Consider the following 18,012-nt stretch of genomic DNA (forward strand, 5'->3'; position numbering starts at 1 on the left):
GATGGCCCTTCCCATCCTGCTCGACACCTGCGCCGCCATCTGGATCGCCAACGGCGACAGGATCGCACCCGAAGCGCTGGAACGGCTGGCCGATGCCCGCGAGGCCGGGCAATCGATCTACGTCTGCCCCATGACGGCGTGGGAGATCGGCCAGTTGGTGGCGTCCCGGAAGATCGCGCTGGCGCAGTCGCCCGCCGCCTGGTTCCGTGCGCTCGTCGCCCTGCCCGGCGTGGCGCTTGCGGCCATGCCGCCCGAGGCCCTGGTTGAATCGTCCTTCCTGCCGGACGAGCCCCCCCGCGATCCCGTCGATCGCATCATGATCGCCATGGCGCGCCATCACGGCTACCAGCTGATGACGCGCGACCGGCTCATCCTCGGCTTTGCCGCCCGTGGGCACCTTCAGGCCATCGCGTGCTGACCTACTTCTTCAGCGTCGCGAAATAGGCGGCGAGGTCCGCCGCCTCGGCGCGGGTGAGGGAGACCTGGGGCATCTGGGGGTGCGGCTTCAGCAGGCGGAAGGCCAGCCACGGGCCGGAAAGGTCGCCGTCGCGCGCGGCGATGCTGGCGAAGGTGGGGGCGTCGCTGGCGGCGCTCTGGGGCGCGGTCCCGACCACATGGCAGCTGGCGCACCAGCGCTGGGCGATCGCCTGCCCGGCCGCAGCGTCGGCGGCGCGGGCGGGTGCGGCGGCAAGAAACGGCGTGGCGAGGGCGAGGAGCGCGACGACGCCGGTCGCACGCAGGAAAAGACGCACCATGGGGACCCTCCGGACGAGGCGGCGGACGGGCGTCACTTCGCCAGAACCTCCACCTCCTGGTTCTTGCCGGCCTCGACCTTGATGTCGCGGCTGAAATTCTTGCCATCCTTGCGGGCGATGACGGAATAGTCGCCTTCCGAGAGCACGAGGGTCGGGAAGGCGCCGATGGATTCCTTGATGGTGTCGCCGCCGGGGGTGATGACCGTCCACTGGGTGTCGGCCTGCGCCTCGCCGTGGGCCACCTTCACCAGCTTCAGGCTGATCTGCGCCGCCCGGTGATGGACCGTCGCATCGGTGAGCTTGCCGGGCTGGACGATCACGTCCGCGCGCACCACGGCGTTGGCGTCGCCATAGGTGGACACCACGTGATAGGTGCCCTCCGGCAGCAGCACCACGTCGCCCGCAGCGGCGCCGCGATAATAAGGCTGGCTGGAGGTGCGGCCCTGCAGGAAGGAGCCCTCGAAGATGTCGAAGGTGAGCTTCTGGGCGGGGATCGGCTTGTCGTCCACGTCGGCGGCGAGGCGCAGGGCGCCGGCCGGCACCTCGAACGCCTGCCGGCGCGAGACCGGCCCCATCTGCACCCGCTGCGCCGCGGTGGCGAAGCCGTAGGTGACGTGGACGATGTAGCCGCCCGGATTGAGGAAGAAGACGGGCGCCGGCTCCGAACTCTCCGCCACCAGCGGGAAGGCACCGGTGGAGGCTTCCGGCTGGTCGGCGAAGACGCGCCAGACGAGGCCGCGCGGGATGGAGCCGCCTTCCGCGCCGAAGCGCGCATAGACGCCGAGCGCCGCCTTGCCGGGAGGCGCCGGCGGCAGCACGGAATGCGGCTCGCGGCCGGGCTGGCCGGCCTGGCCCGAGGGGCCGGGCTGTCCGGGCGGCGGAGGCAGGCCCGGCGGCAGCCCGGTGGGCCGCGCCGCAGGCGGGGTGCCGAACGGGCCGGGCGGTGGGGGCGCGGTGGGCGGGCCGAGAAACTGCATGGACTGCGCGGCGGCCGGCCCTGCTCCCGCAACGAGACCCAAGGGCGCCAGCGCGGCCCAGATTCCCAATGCAGCCACCCGCATCGCGCGCCCGACCGCCCACATCCGCGACGCCGGGGCGGACGGCCGGGGGTCGCGGAACCGGGGGAAAGCACGAGCGAAGCGGATCATGCCCCTGACGTGCACAAAATTCGGGGCGGATTCAAGTCACCCGCCGCGTCAGCCTGCGGCCGGTTGCCGCCGCGCCCGCGCTGTTCCTTACTCGGCGGCCGCTCTGTAGATTGCCCCGGACCCTTTCATCGGATGCCATTGCCCCCATGACCGATACAAGCCCCGAGACCATCGCCCTGCTCGCCACCCGCCGCTCGTCGCGCGTGCTCGATCTCACCGCCCCCGGCCCGTCGCCGGAGGAGCTGGACACCATCCTCACCATCGCCGCCCGCGTGCCGGACCATGGCAAGCTCGCCCCCTGGCGCTTCATCGTGCTGGAGGGGGACGGCCGCGACCGGGCCGGCGCGCTGCTGGCGGAGGCGCTGGCGCAGTCCGATCCGGGCGTCGGGGAGAAGCGGCTGGAGGATGAGCGCGCGCGTTTCCTGCGCGCCCCCCTCGTGGTGGCGGTGGTCTCCCGGGCGGCGCCGCACGTGAAGATCCCGGAATACGAGCAGTTGCTGTCGGCCGCCGCCGCCTGCCAGAACATCCTCGTCGCCTGCGCGGCGCTGGGCTACGGCGCCACCTGGCTCACCGAATGGACGACCTACGACGCCAATGCCCGCGCGGCGCTGGGCCTCGACGAGTTCGAGCGCTTCGTCGGCTTCATCTATATCGGCACCGCCACCCAGAAGCTGGAAGACCGCCCCCGCCCGCCCCTCGCGGCTGTGGTCACGCGGTTCTGAGCACACGCGATCGATTGAACCGCTCTCGCACCCCGGACGCATGAAGCGCCATGCGAGCCGGGGTCCAGCGCAAGGCGACGCCGCAGTCGCTTCCTGATCCCCGCTCATGGCCATTGCCCGCTGCGCGGGAGTTTCGCGCTGGGCCGCGGATCAGCGCTCCGGCTGCGTCGTCGCTTGTCCGGGGAACCGGGGCTCAGCCCCTGCCCCATCACTCATCCGAAAGCGGGTGAAGGTCGCGCACCATGCTCTTGAGGCGTTCGTCCAGAACATGGGTATAGATCTGGGTGGTGGAGACATCGGCATGGCCGAGCAGGGTCTGCACCACCCGAAGGTCCGCGCCATGGGCCAGAAGATGGCTGGCGAAGGCGTGGCGCAGGACGTGGGGGGAGAGCTTGGCGGGGTCCAGCCCTGCGGCCAGCGCCAGCTCCTTCAAATCCCGCGCCGCCTGCTGGCGGGTCACGTAGCCGCTCTCGCCCGAGGACGGGAACAGCCAGCGCGACGCCTCCAGCCCCGCCGCCTTGCGGGCATCGAGATAGGCCGCCATGGCCGCCCGCGCGGGATCGGACAGCGGCACGAGCCGTTCCTTGCGGCCCTTGCCGGTGACGAGAATGGCATCGCCCCGCGCTCGCGCGGCGGCGGCCGGCAGCGACACCAGCTCGGAAATGCGCAGGCCGCTGGCATAGAGCAGCTCGATCACGGCGGCGGTGCGACGGCGCTTCAGCATTTCCGCGCGCGCCTTGCCGGCGGCCTCGCCCTCCCCCGCCGGCACCTCGGCCGCGCGGGCGTGGGCGGTCTCGATCAGGGTGGAGACCTCCTCCACCGTCAGCACCTTGGGCAAAGGCCGCCCGCGCCTCGGGCCTTCCAGCACGGCGGCGGGATCATCCCCCCGGTGCCCCTCGGCATAGAGAAAGCGGAAGAACTGGCGCACGGCGGAGAGGCGACGCGCCACGGTGGTCGCCTTGAAGCCCCGGGCGGAGAGATCGGCGAGCCAGTCGCGGATGGCCTGCGTATCGGCCGCGGCGATGGCGCGGGGGGAGAGGAAGTCCGCGAGGTCGGTCAGGTCGCGCCGGTAGGCGTCCAGCGTGTTGGCGCCCGCGCCGCGCTCCACCGCCTGCATGTCAAGGAACAGCGCGACCGGACCCTGGGCCGTCGCGCCGGGGGCCGTCATTTGCCGATCTTTTCGGGGGCGACGGTGAAGGAGAGTTCCCGCTCCTGCGGCTCGACCCGCGTGGCGAGCGCCCACAAGGCGGCATAGCCGAGGCCGCCGAGCACGGCCAGCACCACCAGAATGCGGAAGAGCGTGGGCATCGCCGGCTCCTTCAGGTGCGGGCGCGAATCGCCCACGGGCACCCCTCTCGCGCCAGAGGTGCCACGGCCCGCGCCGCCATTCAACCCGAGGCACCGCCCCAGTGCCCTTTGGCACCAGCGACGCAGGGTCGCCTTGGACGGGCGGGGCGGCGGGTGCTTTGCTGCCGGCTCCCAACGAGGAGGAAATGATGAGCGACATCTGGTTCAAGGCGGGCGAGGCGACGGTGCTGGCAGCGGACGGGCAGGTGACGGACGCCATGCCGGAAGTGCTGATCGGCTCGGTGCGCGGCCCGGTGGGTCAGGCCTTCGCCTCCATGATGGGGCAGGTGCAGGGCCACACCCGCATGTTCGTGGTGCGCGACCTCAACCAGATGGTGCGCCCGGCGACGATGATGACCACCAAGGCCACCATCCACACCGCCGAATATGTGGAGCTGCTCGGCGGCGTCGTGCAGGCGGCCATGGGCGACGCCATCGTCGATTGCGTCAGCGAGGGCATCATCCCTAAGGATCAGGTGGACGAGCTGGCCATGATCATCATGGTGTGGCTGGACCCGCGCTGCCCCGAGGACCCCAACCTCGACAAGGCCGACCTCTACCGCACCAATTACGAGGCGACCAAGCTCGCCATCGCCCGCGCGCTGAAGAGCGAGCCGTCCATCGACGAGCTGATCGCCAACCGCAAGAGCGTGAAGCACTACGCGCTCGAGGGCGTCATCGAGTACTGAGCCCGGTCACGGTGACGTTGGTGGAGCCGGACCCGCCGCTCGGCTAGGGTCCGGCTTGCGCCGGTGGTCACGGGGCGGGTCCGGACGATTTTTTTCCGGGCCGGCCCCATCATCCGCCAGGCCGCGTTCCGCGTATCGAGAGCATGAATGTCGCCGAGCCCAGTCTCATCGTCGAACTGCCGAAGCCGCGTCGCACCCGAACGCTGCCGAACGGCGGCGTTCGTCCGGGCGGAGCCTCGGCCATGAGCGTCCAGCCCGCCGAGCCACGGGTCGCCGCCTCCGGTGCCGAGCTGAGCGCGCTCATCGTCGCCATCGCCACTCGCGCCGATCGCGAGGCGTTCGGCCGGCTGTTCCGCCATTTCGCGCCGCGGGTGAAATCCTATCTCGTGCGCAACGGCCTTTCCGCCAACGCCGCCGAGGAGCTGGCGCAGGAAACCCTGCTGACGGTGTGGCGCAAGGCGGCCTATTTCGACCCCACCCGCGCCGCCGCCTCCACCTGGATCTTCACCATCGCCCGCAACCTCTCCATCGACCTCAAGCGCCGCGAGCGCTATGGTGATACCTATCAGGCCGAGGCCCACGAGGACGAGGTTGACGAGACCTCGGGCGAGACCATGCTCATGACCGCCGAGCGGGAAGCGCGCGTGCGCGCCGCCCTCGCCAAGCTGTCGGAGGAACAGGCCACCATCGTCCGCCTCTCCTTCTTTCAGGAGAAGCCCCATTCGCAGATCGCGCAGGAGCTGGGCATTCCGCTGGGCACCGCCAAGTCGCGCGTGCGCCTCGCGCTCAACCGTCTGCGCGCTTTGCTGGAAGACCTGAAATGAGTGCTTCGACCCATCCCGGCACCGAGACCCTGCTGCGCTACGCGGCGGGCACGCTGCCGGCCGGTCCCCGCCTGCTGGTGGATGTGCATCTCGAAGGATGCCCCGAATGCCGGGCGACGGTGGCCCGTCTGATGTCCGTCGGCGGCGCTCTGCTCGAGGCCTGCGAGCCCCTCGCCCTCGCCCCCGACGCCCTCGACCGCGCGCTGGCGCGGCTTGATCGCCCGTCCACACGTCGCAATCCCGCCGTGCTCCATCATGCGGAAGCCGCCGGTGCTACGCCGCCGAAGCGCTGGCCGCTGCCTGAGGGGCTGAAGCTGCCGCCCGGCGTGGTGCTGCCGCCGGCCATCGCCTCCCGCCGCATCGGCCGTCTGGTGCCGGTGGCACCGGGCGTGCGCCTCGGCCTCGTGCATCTGGAGGAAGACCCGGACGCGCAGGTGCTGCTGTTCCGCATCGCGCCGGGCCGGGCCATTCCTCAGCACACCCATGCGGGGCTGGAATTCACCCATGTGATCTGCGGAGGCTTCAGCGACCCGGACGGCCACTACGGCCCCGGCGATCTCGTGGAGTGCGACGCCGAGGTGGACCACTCCCCCCGCGTGGATGATGACGGCGAATGCATCTGCCTCGCCGCCTTCGACGGCCGCATCCGCTTCCGCGGCCTGCTCGGCATGGTGACGCGGCCGTTTCTCTGAGGGCTTGGCCGCAGAGCTTCAGCGTTTTTTCGCTCAGGCGCCGCGCGGGCTTTGACGTTGCCTACGCTCAAACGCCGCGCGGGCTTGGGCGCGGGGACATCAGAACTGCGTCCGCGTCACGCCCCTCTTCACCACCACCAGCGCCTCGGTGAGATCGCTCGCCAGCTCCGCCTTCTGGACGGGGCCGAGGAAGCGGCCCACCGGAACGGTGCGCTTGCCGCTGATGAGGGCGACGTCCAACGTCCCCAGTTCCTCGTCGTCCTTGCGCCACAGGCGGGTCCAGAACGGATTGAGCCGAGTGGTGGAAGGCCGCCCCGCCGCCGGCTCGCGGCGGATTTCCACGAGGCTCGGCGTGACCAAGATGTGCTCGCGCGCCCGCGCCGAGCGGAAGCTGGCGCGGAAGGCGATGTAGATCAGCAGCACGTCGAGGCCGAAGAAACCGAAGATCGGCCACGCGCCCATGGCGAGGAAGGCCGCGCCGGACAGGAAGCTCACCGCGCCGATGCCCGCCATCACCCAGAAGAAGCCGCGCTTGGAGAGGGAGCGGTGCGGCGCGAGCGTGACCGCATAGACCACGGGCTCGTCTTGAGCCTGCGCGTGCGTCTCGGGTGCGCTGTCTCGGTCGCTGGTCTGGGGCATTGCTGGGCAGTATACCCGAAAAATGCCGCGCAGGATCACCCCGCCTAAACCCGCTGACACCACGCCCGCCGCCGGGCCTGAGGCTGACGCCCCTGCGCCCCCGCGCGCGGCGAAGAGGGCAGGGAAATCCACGAAAGCCTTACCCGTCACCCCGGCCGGTGGTGTCAAACGCCCCCCGCCGCGATCCGCCCGCCCGCAGGCCCAGAACCGCTCCGGCGGAAGCGTGGATGGCCCGGACAAGCCGGGCCATGACGGCACAGGGGGTGGTGCCCCGACGAAGCGTAGCCGTGCAGCGCCCGCTCCGGCCCCAGCCCCGCCTCCCATCCCCCGCCGCAACAAGGCGGTGGCCAATGCGGCGGCGGCGGTGCATGGCCGTACCGTCTCGCCCTGGTCCGATGCCGAGATCACCGAAGCCTTCACCCGCTTCGAGGCCCAGGACCCCGAGCCCAATGGCGAGCTAGACCACACCGACGCCTTCACTTTGCTCGTCGCCGTGGTGCTCTCCGCCCAGGCCACCGACACCGGCGTGAACAAGGCGACGAAAGGCCTGTTCGCCGCCGCCTCAACCCCCGCCGCCATGGTGGCGCTGGGGGAGGACGAGGTGGCGCACCACATCCGCACCCTCGGCCTGTTCCGGGGCAAGGCGAAGAACGTGGTGGAACTCTCCCGTCTGCTGCTGGAACGCCATGCCGGCGTGGTGCCGCAGGATCGGGAGGCGCTGGAGGCGCTGCCCGGCGTCGGGCGCAAGACGGCCAATGTGGTTCTGAACATCGCCTTCGGCGTGCCCACCATCGCGGTGGACACCCACCTCTTCCGCGTCGCCAACCGCACCGGCCTTGCCCCCGGCGCGACGCCGCTGGCGGTGGAGCTGGGGCTTGAGGCGCGCATCCCCGACCGCTTCAAGCTGCACGCCCACCACTGGCTCATCCTGCACGGCCGCTACATCTGCAAGGCCGCGAAGCCCGCATGCAGCCGCTGCCTCATCACCGATTTGTGCCGCTGGCCGGACAAGAATTTCTGAGGCGCGCCGCCTCTGGTGCATGTCCGGGGACTTCCATCCCTGCGTCATCCCCCGGCTCGTCCGGGGGATCCACGCCTCCGCCGGGGTGATGTTTCCTGCACCCCACATGTGGCCCGGTGGATGCCCCGGACAAGCCGGGGCATGACGGTGCGAAATAGGCCTCCCCCGCCCGAAGGCGCCCTCGGCCTTTGTCGTCACATCGCGCCCCGGACCAGCGACGGCGCAGCCGGAGCGCCAAGCCGGGACCCAGGGGACAGTCCGGCGCAGCCGGCAATGCCCGGCATCCTTTCCGCTTGAGCCGCCTTCGGCGAACTCCTGCGCTGGGCCCCGGCTCGCATTCCGCTATCGCTGCCTGCGTCCGGGGCGCCCGCCTTTCGCGGCCTCCCCGCCCGAAGGCGGGAAGGCCTTTCGCATCACGCCGCCAATCCCTTGGCCAGCTCCATCGCCTGCCGCTCGAACAGGCGGCGGTAGAGGCCGCCCTCGCGGCGGACCAGCGTGTCGTGGTCGCCCTCCTCGACGATGCGCCCCTTGTCGAACACCATCAGGCGGTCGAGCGAGCGCACCGTGGACAGGCGGTGGGCGATGACGAGGGTGGTGCGCCCCACCATCAGCCGCTCCATCGCATCCTGGATCGCCGCTTCCGATTCCGAATCGAGGCTGGAGGTCGCCTCGTCCAGGATCAGGATGGGCGCGTCCGCGAGGAAGGCCCGGGCGATGGCGATGCGCTGGCGCTCGCCGCCGGAGAGCTTCACGCCCCGCTCGCCCACCAGCGTGCCGTAGCCGCGCGGCAGGCGGGCGATGAAGTCGGCCGCATTGGCCAGCTCCGCGGCCCGCCGGATCTCCTCGAAGGAGGCGTCCGGCCGGCCATAGGCGATGTTCTCCATCAGCGAACGGTGGAACAGCACCGGCTCCTGCTGCACCACGGCGATGGCGCGGCGCAGGGAGCCCTGCGTCACGTCCCGCACGTCCTGCCCGTCCACGATGACGCGCCCCGAAGAGACGTCGTGCATCCGCTGGATGAGCTTGACGAACGTGGTCTTGCCCGAGCCCGAATGCCCCACGAGGCCCACCCGCTCCCCCGCCGGGATGGTGACGGAGAGGTTCTCGTAGAGCGGCTTGTCGTGGCCGCCATAGTGGAAGGTCACGTTCTCGAACGCGATCGTCCCCTCCGCCACCTGCGCCGGCACCGCGTTGGGGGCATCGGACACGCCGACCTTCTGGTGGTGGATCTCAACCAGTTCCTCCAGCTCGTTCATGGAGCGCTGGAGATTGTGGACGTGCATGCCGATGTCACGCAGGTAGGAATGGATGACGAGGTAGGAGGTGAGCACATAGGCCACATCGCCCGCGCTCGCCTGCCCCTGGTGCCACAGCACCAGCGCCGTGCCGATGATGGACGCCTGAAGCGCCACCAGGGCCAGAAGCTGTGCCGTGCCCGCCCAGGTGGCCGCCATCCAGGTGCGGTAGGTGCGGGCGTTCCACTTGCCGAGCACCCGCTCCAGCCGCTCCTCCTCGCGGGCCTCCGCGCCATAGCCCTTCACCACGGCATTGCAGCCCACCGCATCCGCCAGCACGCCGCCGACGCGGGTGTCCCACGCATTGGAGAGGCGCGCCGCCGGGGCGACGTAGTGGACCGACAGGGCCAGCGTGAGCCCGATGAAGGCCACCGCCCCCACCGCCACCACGGCGCCCAGCACCGGCCAGTTCCAGCCGAGCAGCAGCGCCGTGCCGCCCAGCGCCACCACGGACGGGAACAGCGCCACCAGCAGGGTGTCGTGCAGCACGTCGAGGGACCACATGCCGCGCGAGATCTTGCGCACGGTGGAGCCGGCGAAGGACGAGGCGTGCCAGTCCGACGAGAAGCGCTGCACCCGCGCGAAGGCGTCCGCCGCCACGTCCGACATCATGCGCAAAGTGAGCCGCACGATGATGAAGTAGGTGGCATGCCGCGCGCTCACCATCGTCACGCCAAGGCCGACGATGGCGAGGAAGGCCATGGTCGCGAGGTGCCAGGCCGTCTCCCGGTCGGCGAGCGACAAAGCGTCGATCAGCCGGCCGGCGAACAGCGGCACCAGCACCTCGGCGAGGGTGGAGACGAGGACGGCGGCCAAAGTGGCCGCGATGATTCCCTTCCGCTTCGCCCAATGGGTGAAGAGGAAGGCGAAGATGGCGCGGAACGACACCCCGCGCTTGTGGGTCTGGAACAACGACATGACACGATCCGGCCGCGCCGCATGGGGCGCGAAAGGCCGGTCCCTGATTGGAACGGGAACGCGCGGCGCGCGACGCCGCGAAGGGAAGAGGACGGGGCGCGTCAGCGGCCCCCCGCCCCGCGCATCAGCGCAGGCGGGTAGCGGACCGCGGGCCCTTGGATGTCCGGAAAGCTAGCGGCGGGAGCCGGGCTGGCGGGGAATCACATCCGTGCAGTGGGCGCGGCGCAGAATGCCGCGTGGCACGGATGGGGCTGAGGACATGGTGTTGCTCATGGACATAACCCCTCCCTGCCGGAATGTTGATCCCGCGCGGCCCCAATGGGGGCAGCGCTTGCGGGAGGGACGGCCGATCTGCCGCGGCCTTTGCCGCGTTCCTGCCCTTCCGCAGGCGGCCATCAGACGCTAAGGTCGCGGCGCTTTTTTGGACAAGCATGGGCGGAACCATGGCGGACACCGGCATTCCCCACTTCTGCAACGACCTCGGCGTCACCGTCATCGAGGTGGGCAGCAAGGAATTCATGTGCATCGGTGCGAAGCCGCCCTTCGACCATCCGCACATCTTCATCGACCTCGGCGACGACGACGAGCACGTGTGCCCCTACTGCTCCACGCTCTATCGCTACAACCCGGCCCTCGCCGCCGGCGAGGCGAAGCCGGAAGCGGCCGTGTGGCACGGCGAGCCCGTGGCCAAGTCCGCCGCGTGACGCACCGGCCGGTAACGGCCCAGCTGACAAGACACGCGGCCTGACCGCCGCAGAACACCTCGCCGGCCTGATGCGCCTTTAGACGCATCTTGGGCCTGTTCGAGGCGGCCTGATCGCCGCCGCAAAGAAAGACTATTCGGCCGGCTCCTTCACGGAGCCGGGTCCTGCCATGGCCGATCCCATCCCCTTCCGGGCGAAACCCCGCACCGCCGCGCGCAGCGCCGTGGTGGTCGGCGCGGGTATCGGCGGGCTCGCCTGCGCCATCGCGCTACGCCGTGCCGGCCTCACCGTCCAGGTGGTGGAACAGGCGCGCAAGCTGCGCGAGGTGGGCGCCGGCCTCCAGCTGACCCCCAACGCCACCCGCATCATCCGCGAGTTCGGCCTGCTGCCGCGCCTGGAACAGGTAGCGGTCACGCCGCGCTCCCTCGACGTGCGCAGCGGTGCCAGCGGCGCCACCATCACCCGCGCCCATTACGGCCCGGCCGCCTCGCGCTACGGCGCGCCCTTCCTGGTGGTCCACCGCGCGGACCTGCAGAACCTCCTCGCCGAGGCGGCGCAGGCCGAGGGCGTGCTGATCGCGCTCGGGTCCGAGCTCACCGCCGTGGAGCCGGCCTTCGGCGGCGTGCGGGCGGTGGTGAAGCAGGGCGAGAATCTCATCGCCCACGGGGCGGACATCCTCGTCGGCGCCGATGGCGTGCGCTCGGCGGTGCGGGCGCATCTGGGCGTCGCCAAGCCGCCGGTGTTCGCCCAGCGCCTCGCCTACCGCGCCACCATTCCCGTGCCGGCCCGCCATCCGCCGGACGTGCGGCTCTATATGGGGCGCGACGCCCATCTCGTGGTCTATCCGGTGAAGGGCGGGGCGACGTTGAACCTCGTCGCCATCGTCAAGCACACCGAGCCGGTGGCCCGCTGGAGCGCGCCCGGTGACGGCGCCGCCGTCCACGCCGCCTTCGCCGACTGGGCGCCGGAGGTGCGCGAGCTTTTGAAGGCGGCGCCGCATTTCCTGTGCTGGGGCCTCTACGACATCGATCCCCTGCCCCGCTGGAGCACCGGGCGCGTGACGCTGCTGGGCGATGCCGCCCACGCCATGCTGCCCTTCCTCGCCCAGGGCGCGGCGCAGGGCATCGAGGATGCGGCGGCCCTCGCCCGCGCGCTCCAGAAGGAAACCGACGCCGCCACCGCCCTCAAGGCCTACGAGGCCGAGCGGCTGGGCCGCACCGCGCGCATCCAGTCGGAAGCGCGGCGCAACGGCATGGTCTACCACCTCTCCGGCGCCCCCCGCCTCGCCCGCGATCTGGTGCTGCGCCGGCAAGGCCCGGCGCTGCTGGACCGCTACGGGTGGATCTACCGGGCGTGAGGGGGAGTGAGCCCCCTCTCCCCTTGCGGGAGAGGAGAGGCATTCTCCCCCCGCTGGACCTTCCGCCCGCGCCATGCTATCCGCCCGCCCCATTCTCGTGAGGGGACCATGGGCCTTCGGCTTCAGCGACGACGACAGGACACGCTGCGCATCCGCGCCCGCGCCGTCACGCCCGCCTGAAGCCGGCCCGCCGAACTCGCGGGCCTTCTGCCCTGCCTTGCGAGTTTTCCCCATGACCGAGCTTCCCTTGTCCATCGCCGTGGAGACGGCCGCCGACGACGCGGCCATCGACCGGCTGCATGAGCGCACCTTCGGCCCCGGCCGTTTCGCCCGCACCGCCTTCCGCATCCGGGAGCAGACCGGCCACGAGCGCGCCCTCTCCTTCACCGCGCGGGTCGGCACCATGCTGGTGGGATCGGTGCGGCTCACGCGGATCAGCATCGGCACCACGCCGGCCCTGCTGCTCGGCCCGCTCACGGTGGAGCCGCCGTTCCAGTCGGTGGGCATCGGCGCGCGGCTGATGGAGCATGCGCTCGACGTGGCACGCCAGCAGGGCCACCGGCTGGTCGTTCTGGTGGGGGACGAGCCCTATTATGCCCGCTTCGGCTTCCGCCGCGTGCCCTTCGGCCAGGTGACTTTGCCCGGCCCGGTGGACCCCGGCCGCCTGCTTGTCGCCGAGCTGGTCGAGGGCGCCTTTGCCGGCGTGTCCGGCATGGTCAGCGGCAGCCGCTGACACGCGACGGTTACGCCCTTGGTCTAAGGCACAACTGGCGGGGCGGCTCGCGCTCCGTTAGCGTGGTAGCGAGATGCGAAACGGTTTGGCCTCAGGCCGACCGGACGACGGGAAGGACGGCACCGCCACGGTGTCGCCAAAGGCGTTCCCGCGCACCGCATCCGCGATGAAAGAGGGAGGAAGGACGATGACGTCTGGGATCATGCGGCACTCGCGCGCCCTGTTGGCGGCGGCGGCGATCGGCGCCCTGTTGACGGGCGCGGCCAAGGCCGAAGACACCACGGTGAAGCTCGGCGTGCTCAACGACATGTCCGGCGTCTACGCCGACATTTCCGGGCCCGGCTCGGTGGTCGCGGCGCAGATGGCGGCCGACGACTTCATGGCCAAGAACAAGGGCTTCAAGATCGAGGTCGTGGGTGCCGACCACCAGAACAAGCCGGACGTGGGCGCCTCCATCGCCCGCAAGTGGTACGATCAGGAGAATGTGGACGCCATTCTCGACGTGACCACCTCCTCGGTGGCGCTGGCGGTGAGCGACATCACCAAAGAGAAGAACAAGATCTTCCTCGTCTCGGGCGGCGGCACGTCCGACCTCACCGGCGCCAAGTGCTCGCCCAACACCGTGCACTGGACCTACGACACCTGGGCGCTCGCCAACGGCACCGGATCGGCGCTCACCAAGCAGGGCGGCTCGCCGTGGTTCTTCATCACCGCCGACTACGCGTTCGGCGCGGCGCTGGAGCGTGACGCCTCGGCGGCGGTGAAGGCGGCCGGCGGCAAGGTGGCGGGCAGCGTGAAGCACCCGCTCTCGAACACCGACTTCTCCTCCTTCCTTCTGCAGGCGCAGTCCTCCGGCGCCAAGGTCATCGGCCTCGCCAATGCCGGCAACGACCTCATCACCGCGGTGAAGCAGGCATCCGAGTTCGGCATCACCCAGGGCGGCCAGCAGCTCGCCGGCCTGCTCATCTTCTCGTCCGACGTGAAGGCCCTCGGCCTGCAGGCGGCGCAGGGCCTCGTGCTCACCGACGCCTTCTACTGGGACCTGAACGACGACACCCGCGCCTTCTCCAAGCGCTTCGGGGCCAAGTTCAACGGCAAGATGCCCACCAGCGCCCAGGCCGGCGTCTATTCCAGCGCCATGCACTATCTGAACGCCATCAAGGACGCCAAGACCAAGGACGCGCCCAAGGTGATGGAGCAGATGCGCGCCACGCCCATCAATGACCCGCTGTTCGGCAAGGGCGAGATCCGCATCGACGGCCGCGCCATCCACCCCATGTACCTGCTGAAGGTGAAGAAGCCCGCCGACAGCAAGGGCGAGTGGGACCTGTTCGAAGTGGTCTCCACCATCCCCGCCAACGAGGCCTTCCGCCCCCTCAAGGACGGCAACTGCCCGCTGGTGAAGTAAGACCAAGGCGGCCCCGCCGCCGATCGCGACCGGAAAGGCCCTCCCCCACGGGAGGGCCTTTTTCTTTGCCGCACGCCATGTGAAGCTGTATCTTCAATCCACCACACGCTAGGCGGGAACGGCCATGCGCATTATTGCCTCGCTCGCGCTCCTGCTGATCTCGACCGGGATCGCGCGAGCCGAGATCGTCCGCTCCCCGACCACCTGGCGGGTGGACCCGGCTCCGTTCCGCACCGACAAGGACGCGAACACCAGCATCAGCGGCGCCGCCTGCGCCACCGGCACGTCCACGTGCCTCGTGGTGAACGACGAGACGCGCTTCGCCCAGTTCTTCACCCTCGGGACCGGCACCATTTCGCCCGGCGCGGTCATCGGACTGCTGCCGAAGAAGGTCGACGGCGCCAAGATGAAGGAGCTTGACGCCGAAGGCGCCGCCTATGCGCCGCCGCGCACGCCGGGCGCGCCCGGCCATTTCTACGTCACCGGCTCCCATGGCGCCTCGCGCGAGAACGGCGTGCAGCCGTCGCGTTTCTTCCTGCTCCGCTTTCCCGTGGATGCCGCCACCGGCCTGCCCACCTTCGCCTTCGGTGCCGGTGACCCGCCGCGCGAGATCCAGCCGACCACCTCCCTGCGGACGGCGCTCGCCCGCCTGCCGGAGATCGGCGCCTATGCCGAAAAGCCGCTCGATGAGAACGGCCTCACCGTGGAAGGCTTCGCCATCCTCGACGGCGAAGCTCTGTTCGGCCTGCGTGCGCCGTGCATCGGCGGCCGGGCCTTCGTGGTGCGCGCCCCGCTCGATCCGCTGTTCTCGCGAGAGCCGGTCACCGCCCGGGCGAGCAGCCTTGCGGTAGGCGACAACACCGGCATCCGCGACCTCGCGGCCGTGCAAGGCGGCGTGCTGATCCTCACCGGCCGGAGCAATGATGCGCGGCGCGGAAAGACCTATTCCTGCGAGCGCCCCGTATCCGACACGGCAAACGACGCCATGGCCGGCGTGCCGGACGCCAAGGTCTGGTTGTGGAGCGGCAAGGACGCAGACCCGCCCCTTCTGCTCGGCACCCTGCCGGGCGTGTCCAAGGAGATGAAGGCCGAGACCCTTCTGGTGCTCGCGGAGGACGCCTCCGGCTATCGCATCCTCGTCTGGTTCGATGGCCTGCCGGACGGCGCGCCCCTGGAATTCACCGCGACCCGCCCGCAGGCCGGCAAATAGGGCCACGGGCGATCCGGCTGCGCGCACGCCACCCCTACAGCACCGCCGCCACTGCCAGCACCGCGACGATGCCAAGGTCGGAGACCATGGCGATGGTTTCGGTGCGGGTCTTGCCCGCCCGCAGCGCGTGCTTCACGCCGGCGAGGAGATAGAACAGCCCGCCACCCACCGCCGCCGGCACCAGGAAGGCCGGAAACGCGAGGGAGAGGAGGCCCAGGAGGCCGAAGGCGAGGTTGGCGAAGCCCAGTTCCTGAACGATCACCTGCGCCTTGGGATCGGCGATCTCAAAGATGGTCTCAGCCGTAAAGGCCGGCTGCGTCACCTGTTTCAGCCCGGCGAGGCCGAGCCGCGCGCCGACGCCCCAGAACACGAACCACTTCAACACCAGCCCCGCCAGCGGCCCACCCGCCACGAGCGCCTCGACGAGGATACTCGCGAGCGGGGCGATCAGCATCAGCACGAGGATGGCGGCGAGATACATGGGGCTGGGCTCCGGCGGCGCCTGTCAGCCGACAGGCTGACAGATGGCGTTGCCCTCCACAGTAGCGAACGCTGACCTGATTTGCTGCGTCATCCCCCGCCGCGTGCGGGGGATCCACCGTGGGGCTGGCCCGGCTCCAAGGCATCGAAGCGCGGCAAACGGCGAAGTGGATGGCCCGGACGAGCCGGGCCATGACGGCGATGGGGGTCGAGAGCGCTAAAAATACCCCCAGCAAAGTGGCGGCGCAGTCCAAAACGAAGAACGGCGGGCCGAGGCCCGCCGTCCGTTCATTCTCTTCGTTGGTCGAACCTGCGGATCACTCCGCCGCTTCCACCTCGTGGCGCCTGTGTACGCGGCGGATCACTCCGCCGCTTCCACCTTGTGGCGTCTGTGTACGCGGCGGATCACTCCGCCGCTTCCACCTGCGGCCGGCCGCGGGCAAGGCGCTCGCGCTTGAGCAGTTCGGCCACCAGGAAGGCGGTCTCGATGGCCTGCTCGGCATTGAGGCGCGGATCGCAATAGGTGTGGTAGCGGTCGCGCAGGTCCTCGTCCGAGATGGCGCGGGCGCCGCCGGTGCACTCGGTGACGTTCTTGCCCGTCATCTCCAGATGCACGCCGCCGGCGAAGGTGCCCTCGGCCGCATGGATGTCGAAGAAGGAGCGGATCTCCGACTGCACCCGCTCGAACGGGCGGGTCTTGTAGCCGGAGGCGGCCTTGATGGTGTTGCCGTGCATGGGATCGCACGACCACGCCACGGTGCGGCCTTCCTTCTCCACCGCGCGGATGAGGCCCGGCAGATAGTCGCCCACCTTGTCGGCGCCGAAGCGGCAGATCAGCGTGATGCGGCCCGCCTCATTGTCCGGCTGGAGGATGTCCAGCAGGCGGATGAGGCCCTCCGGGGAGATGGACGGGCCGCACTTGATGCCGATCGGGTTGCGGATGCCGCGGAAGTACTCGACATGCGCATGGTCCGGCTGGCGGGTGCGGTCGCCGATCCACAAGAGGTGGCCGGAGGTCGCGTACCAGTCGCCCGACGTGGAATCGACGCGGGTCAGGGCCTGTTCGTAGCCAAGCAGGAGCGCCTCGTGGCTCGTGAAGAAATCCGTCGAGCTCATCTCGGGATGGCTCTTGGGATCGATCCCGCAGGCGCGCATGAAGTCCAGCGCCTCCGTGATCCGGTTCGCCAGCTCTTGGTAGCGGGAGGACTGGGGCGAATCCTTCACGAACCCCAGCATCCAAGCATGGGCGTTGGCGAGGTTGGCATAGCCGCCGGTGGCGAAGGCGCGCAGCAGGTTGAGCGTCGCCGCCGACTGGCGGTAGGCGTCGAGCTGACGGCGCGGATCCGGCACGCGGGCCGCTTCCGTGAAGGCGATGTCGTTGATGATGTCGCCGCGGTAGCTGGGCAGCGTCACGCCGTCCACCGTCTCCGTGTCGGCGGAGCGGGGCTTGGCGAACTGGCCGGCGATGCGGCCGACCTTCACCACGGGCGAGCCGCCGGCGAACGTCAGCACCACCGCCATCTGCAGGAAGACGCGGAAGAAATCGCGGATGTTGTCGGCCGAATGCTCGTCGAAGCTCTCGGCGCAGTCGCCGCCCTGCAGCAGGAAGGCTTCACCGCGGGCAACCTTGGCGATCTCGGCCTTCAGGCGGCGCGCCTCACCTGCAAAAACCAGCGGCGGGTAGGAGGCGAGCTTGCTCTCGACCTCCTCAAGCTGCGCCTTGTCCGGATAGGAGGGCATCTGGAGGCCGGGATAAAATCGCCAGCTATCCGGACGCCAGCCTTCGGCGCGGCGGGAAGCCTCGGCGCCAGGGACGGGAGCGGACTGCGGGCGGGTCACCATTTGACTCTCCATTTGCATAAGGCCGGCCGGGTCCTCCGGTCGGTCCGTCCCGCTGGTGCGCCTCCGGCGTTCCTCTTGTGTTCGCGGGATCGGAAGGCGGGCTTATACACGAAGCAAGTGCGTACCGAAAGGATGCGGCGCAAGGGTGGTATGCCGCTCTGCGGCATGACCCCGAAGCAGGGCTGAAGCCCGACGGGCGCACGTCCTTCCGTGCAAGCCTTCCACCCG

At 70.2% G+C, this 18,012-nt stretch carries 19 protein-coding genes; 11 read left to right on the forward strand and 8 right to left on the reverse strand.

Going from position 1 to position 18,012, the window contains the following annotated elements; translation table 11 throughout:
• Position 1: 1 nt before the first annotated feature.
• Complete coding sequence (locus D7006_RS15815) at positions 2-418, forward strand: type II toxin-antitoxin system VapC family toxin (RefSeq protein WP_237353703.1); 417 nt, start codon at positions 2-4, stop codon at positions 416-418.
• A 1-nt stretch (position 419) separates the two neighbouring features.
• Here the strand turns inward: D7006_RS15815 and D7006_RS15820 are convergent, their stop codons facing one another.
• Positions 420-755: a cytochrome c gene (locus D7006_RS15820; protein WP_237353704.1), complete on the reverse strand. Its 336-nt coding sequence runs from the start codon at positions 753-755 to the stop codon at positions 420-422.
• A gap of 32 nt (positions 756-787) precedes the next feature.
• A complete protein-coding gene (locus tag D7006_RS15825; RefSeq protein WP_237353705.1) occupies positions 788-1,816 on the reverse strand; it encodes a hypothetical protein in 1,029 nt (342 codons plus the stop codon).
• 233 nt (positions 1,817-2,049) lie between these two features.
• Here D7006_RS15825 and D7006_RS15830 point away from each other — a divergent pair, with 233 nt between their 5' ends.
• Positions 2,050-2,625 (forward strand): nitroreductase, encoded by a 576-nt coding sequence (locus D7006_RS15830; RefSeq protein WP_169122844.1) that lies wholly within the window; start codon positions 2,050-2,052, stop codon positions 2,623-2,625.
• Between the two features lie 208 nt (positions 2,626-2,833).
• On the opposite strand, the gene D7006_RS15835 is transcribed toward D7006_RS15830, so the two are convergent.
• Complete coding sequence (locus D7006_RS15835; RefSeq protein WP_237353706.1) at positions 2,834-3,793, reverse strand: site-specific tyrosine recombinase XerD; 960 nt, start codon at positions 3,791-3,793, stop codon at positions 2,834-2,836.
• Positions 3,790-3,933 (reverse strand): hypothetical protein, encoded by a 144-nt coding sequence (locus tag D7006_RS15840; protein ID WP_024278335.1) that lies wholly within the window; start codon positions 3,931-3,933, stop codon positions 3,790-3,792. Before D7006_RS15840 ends, D7006_RS15835 begins: the two co-directional genes overlap by 4 nt.
• Positions 3,934-4,121: 188 nt before the next feature.
• On the opposite strand from D7006_RS15840, the gene fae reads away from it, so the two are divergent.
• The 3 genes from fae to D7006_RS15855 all read left to right on the forward strand — a co-directional run bounded on the left by fae (position 4,122) and on the right by D7006_RS15855 (position 6,177).
• Positions 4,122-4,661 (forward strand): formaldehyde-activating enzyme, encoded by a 540-nt coding sequence (gene fae, locus D7006_RS15845; RefSeq protein WP_237353707.1) that lies wholly within the window; start codon positions 4,122-4,124, stop codon positions 4,659-4,661.
• A gap of 242 nt (positions 4,662-4,903) precedes the next feature.
• Positions 4,904-5,485 (forward strand): sigma-70 family RNA polymerase sigma factor, encoded by a 582-nt coding sequence (locus tag D7006_RS15850; RefSeq protein ID WP_237353708.1) that lies wholly within the window; start codon positions 4,904-4,906, stop codon positions 5,483-5,485.
• Positions 5,482-6,177: a ChrR family anti-sigma-E factor gene (locus tag D7006_RS15855; RefSeq protein WP_237353709.1), complete on the forward strand. Its 696-nt coding sequence runs from the start codon at positions 5,482-5,484 to the stop codon at positions 6,175-6,177. The genes D7006_RS15850 and D7006_RS15855 overlap by 4 nt, the downstream gene beginning before the upstream one ends.
• A 99-nt stretch (positions 6,178-6,276) precedes the next feature.
• On the opposite strand, the gene D7006_RS15860 is transcribed toward D7006_RS15855, so the two are convergent.
• Positions 6,277-6,753 carry a DUF2244 domain-containing protein gene (locus D7006_RS15860; RefSeq protein ID WP_237353710.1) on the reverse strand — a complete coding sequence of 159 codons (477 nt, stop codon included), beginning with the start codon at positions 6,751-6,753 and terminating at the stop codon, positions 6,277-6,279.
• 406 nt (positions 6,754-7,159) lie between these two features.
• Here D7006_RS15860 and nth point away from each other — a divergent pair, with 406 nt between their 5' ends.
• Positions 7,160-7,837 (forward strand): endonuclease III, encoded by a 678-nt coding sequence (gene nth, locus D7006_RS15865; RefSeq protein ID WP_237353711.1) that lies wholly within the window; start codon positions 7,160-7,162, stop codon positions 7,835-7,837.
• A gap of 413 nt (positions 7,838-8,250) precedes the next feature.
• On the opposite strand, the gene D7006_RS15870 is transcribed toward nth, so the two are convergent.
• Positions 8,251-10,050, reverse strand: a complete 1,800-nt coding sequence (locus D7006_RS15870) for an ABC transporter ATP-binding protein (RefSeq protein ID WP_237353712.1) — start codon at positions 10,048-10,050, stop codon at positions 8,251-8,253.
• 443 nt (positions 10,051-10,493) lie between these two features.
• Between D7006_RS15870 and D7006_RS15875 the strand changes: the two genes are divergently transcribed.
• From D7006_RS15875 to D7006_RS15895, 5 genes are all read left to right on the forward strand, one after another.
• Positions 10,494-10,754 (forward strand): zinc-finger domain-containing protein, encoded by a 261-nt coding sequence (locus tag D7006_RS15875; protein ID WP_169123200.1) that lies wholly within the window; start codon positions 10,494-10,496, stop codon positions 10,752-10,754.
• A gap of 169 nt (positions 10,755-10,923) precedes the next feature.
• Positions 10,924-12,111, forward strand: a complete 1,188-nt coding sequence (locus tag D7006_RS15880) for an FAD-dependent monooxygenase (protein ID WP_169122852.1) — start codon at positions 10,924-10,926, stop codon at positions 12,109-12,111.
• A gap of 232 nt (positions 12,112-12,343) precedes the next feature.
• Positions 12,344-12,844 (forward strand): GNAT family N-acetyltransferase, encoded by a 501-nt coding sequence (locus D7006_RS15885; protein WP_169122853.1) that lies wholly within the window; start codon positions 12,344-12,346, stop codon positions 12,842-12,844.
• 187 nt (positions 12,845-13,031) lie between these two features.
• Positions 13,032-14,252 (forward strand): ABC transporter substrate-binding protein, encoded by a 1,221-nt coding sequence (locus D7006_RS15890; RefSeq protein ID WP_237353713.1) that lies wholly within the window; start codon positions 13,032-13,034, stop codon positions 14,250-14,252.
• A 124-nt stretch (positions 14,253-14,376) separates the two neighbouring features.
• Complete coding sequence (locus D7006_RS15895; protein WP_237353714.1) at positions 14,377-15,462, forward strand: DUF3616 domain-containing protein; 1,086 nt, start codon at positions 14,377-14,379, stop codon at positions 15,460-15,462.
• 34 nt (positions 15,463-15,496) lie between these two features.
• Here the strand turns inward: D7006_RS15895 and D7006_RS15900 are convergent, their stop codons facing one another.
• Together D7006_RS15900 and D7006_RS15905 are read right to left on the reverse strand one after the other, a co-directional pair.
• Complete coding sequence (locus tag D7006_RS15900) at positions 15,497-15,943, reverse strand: DUF6790 family protein (RefSeq protein ID WP_237353715.1); 447 nt, start codon at positions 15,941-15,943, stop codon at positions 15,497-15,499.
• Positions 15,944-16,347: 404 nt separating this feature from the next.
• Positions 16,348-17,784, reverse strand: coding sequence for a class II 3-deoxy-7-phosphoheptulonate synthase (locus D7006_RS15905; protein ID WP_229643291.1), 1,437 nt, complete (start codon positions 17,782-17,784; stop codon positions 16,348-16,350).
• Positions 17,785-18,012: the final 228 nt, after the last annotated feature.

Origin of the sequence: Xanthobacter sp. YC-JY1, from assembly GCF_021730305.1 — a bacterium.
Classification (GTDB): domain Bacteria; phylum Pseudomonadota; class Alphaproteobacteria; order Rhizobiales; family Xanthobacteraceae; genus Xanthobacter; species Xanthobacter flavus.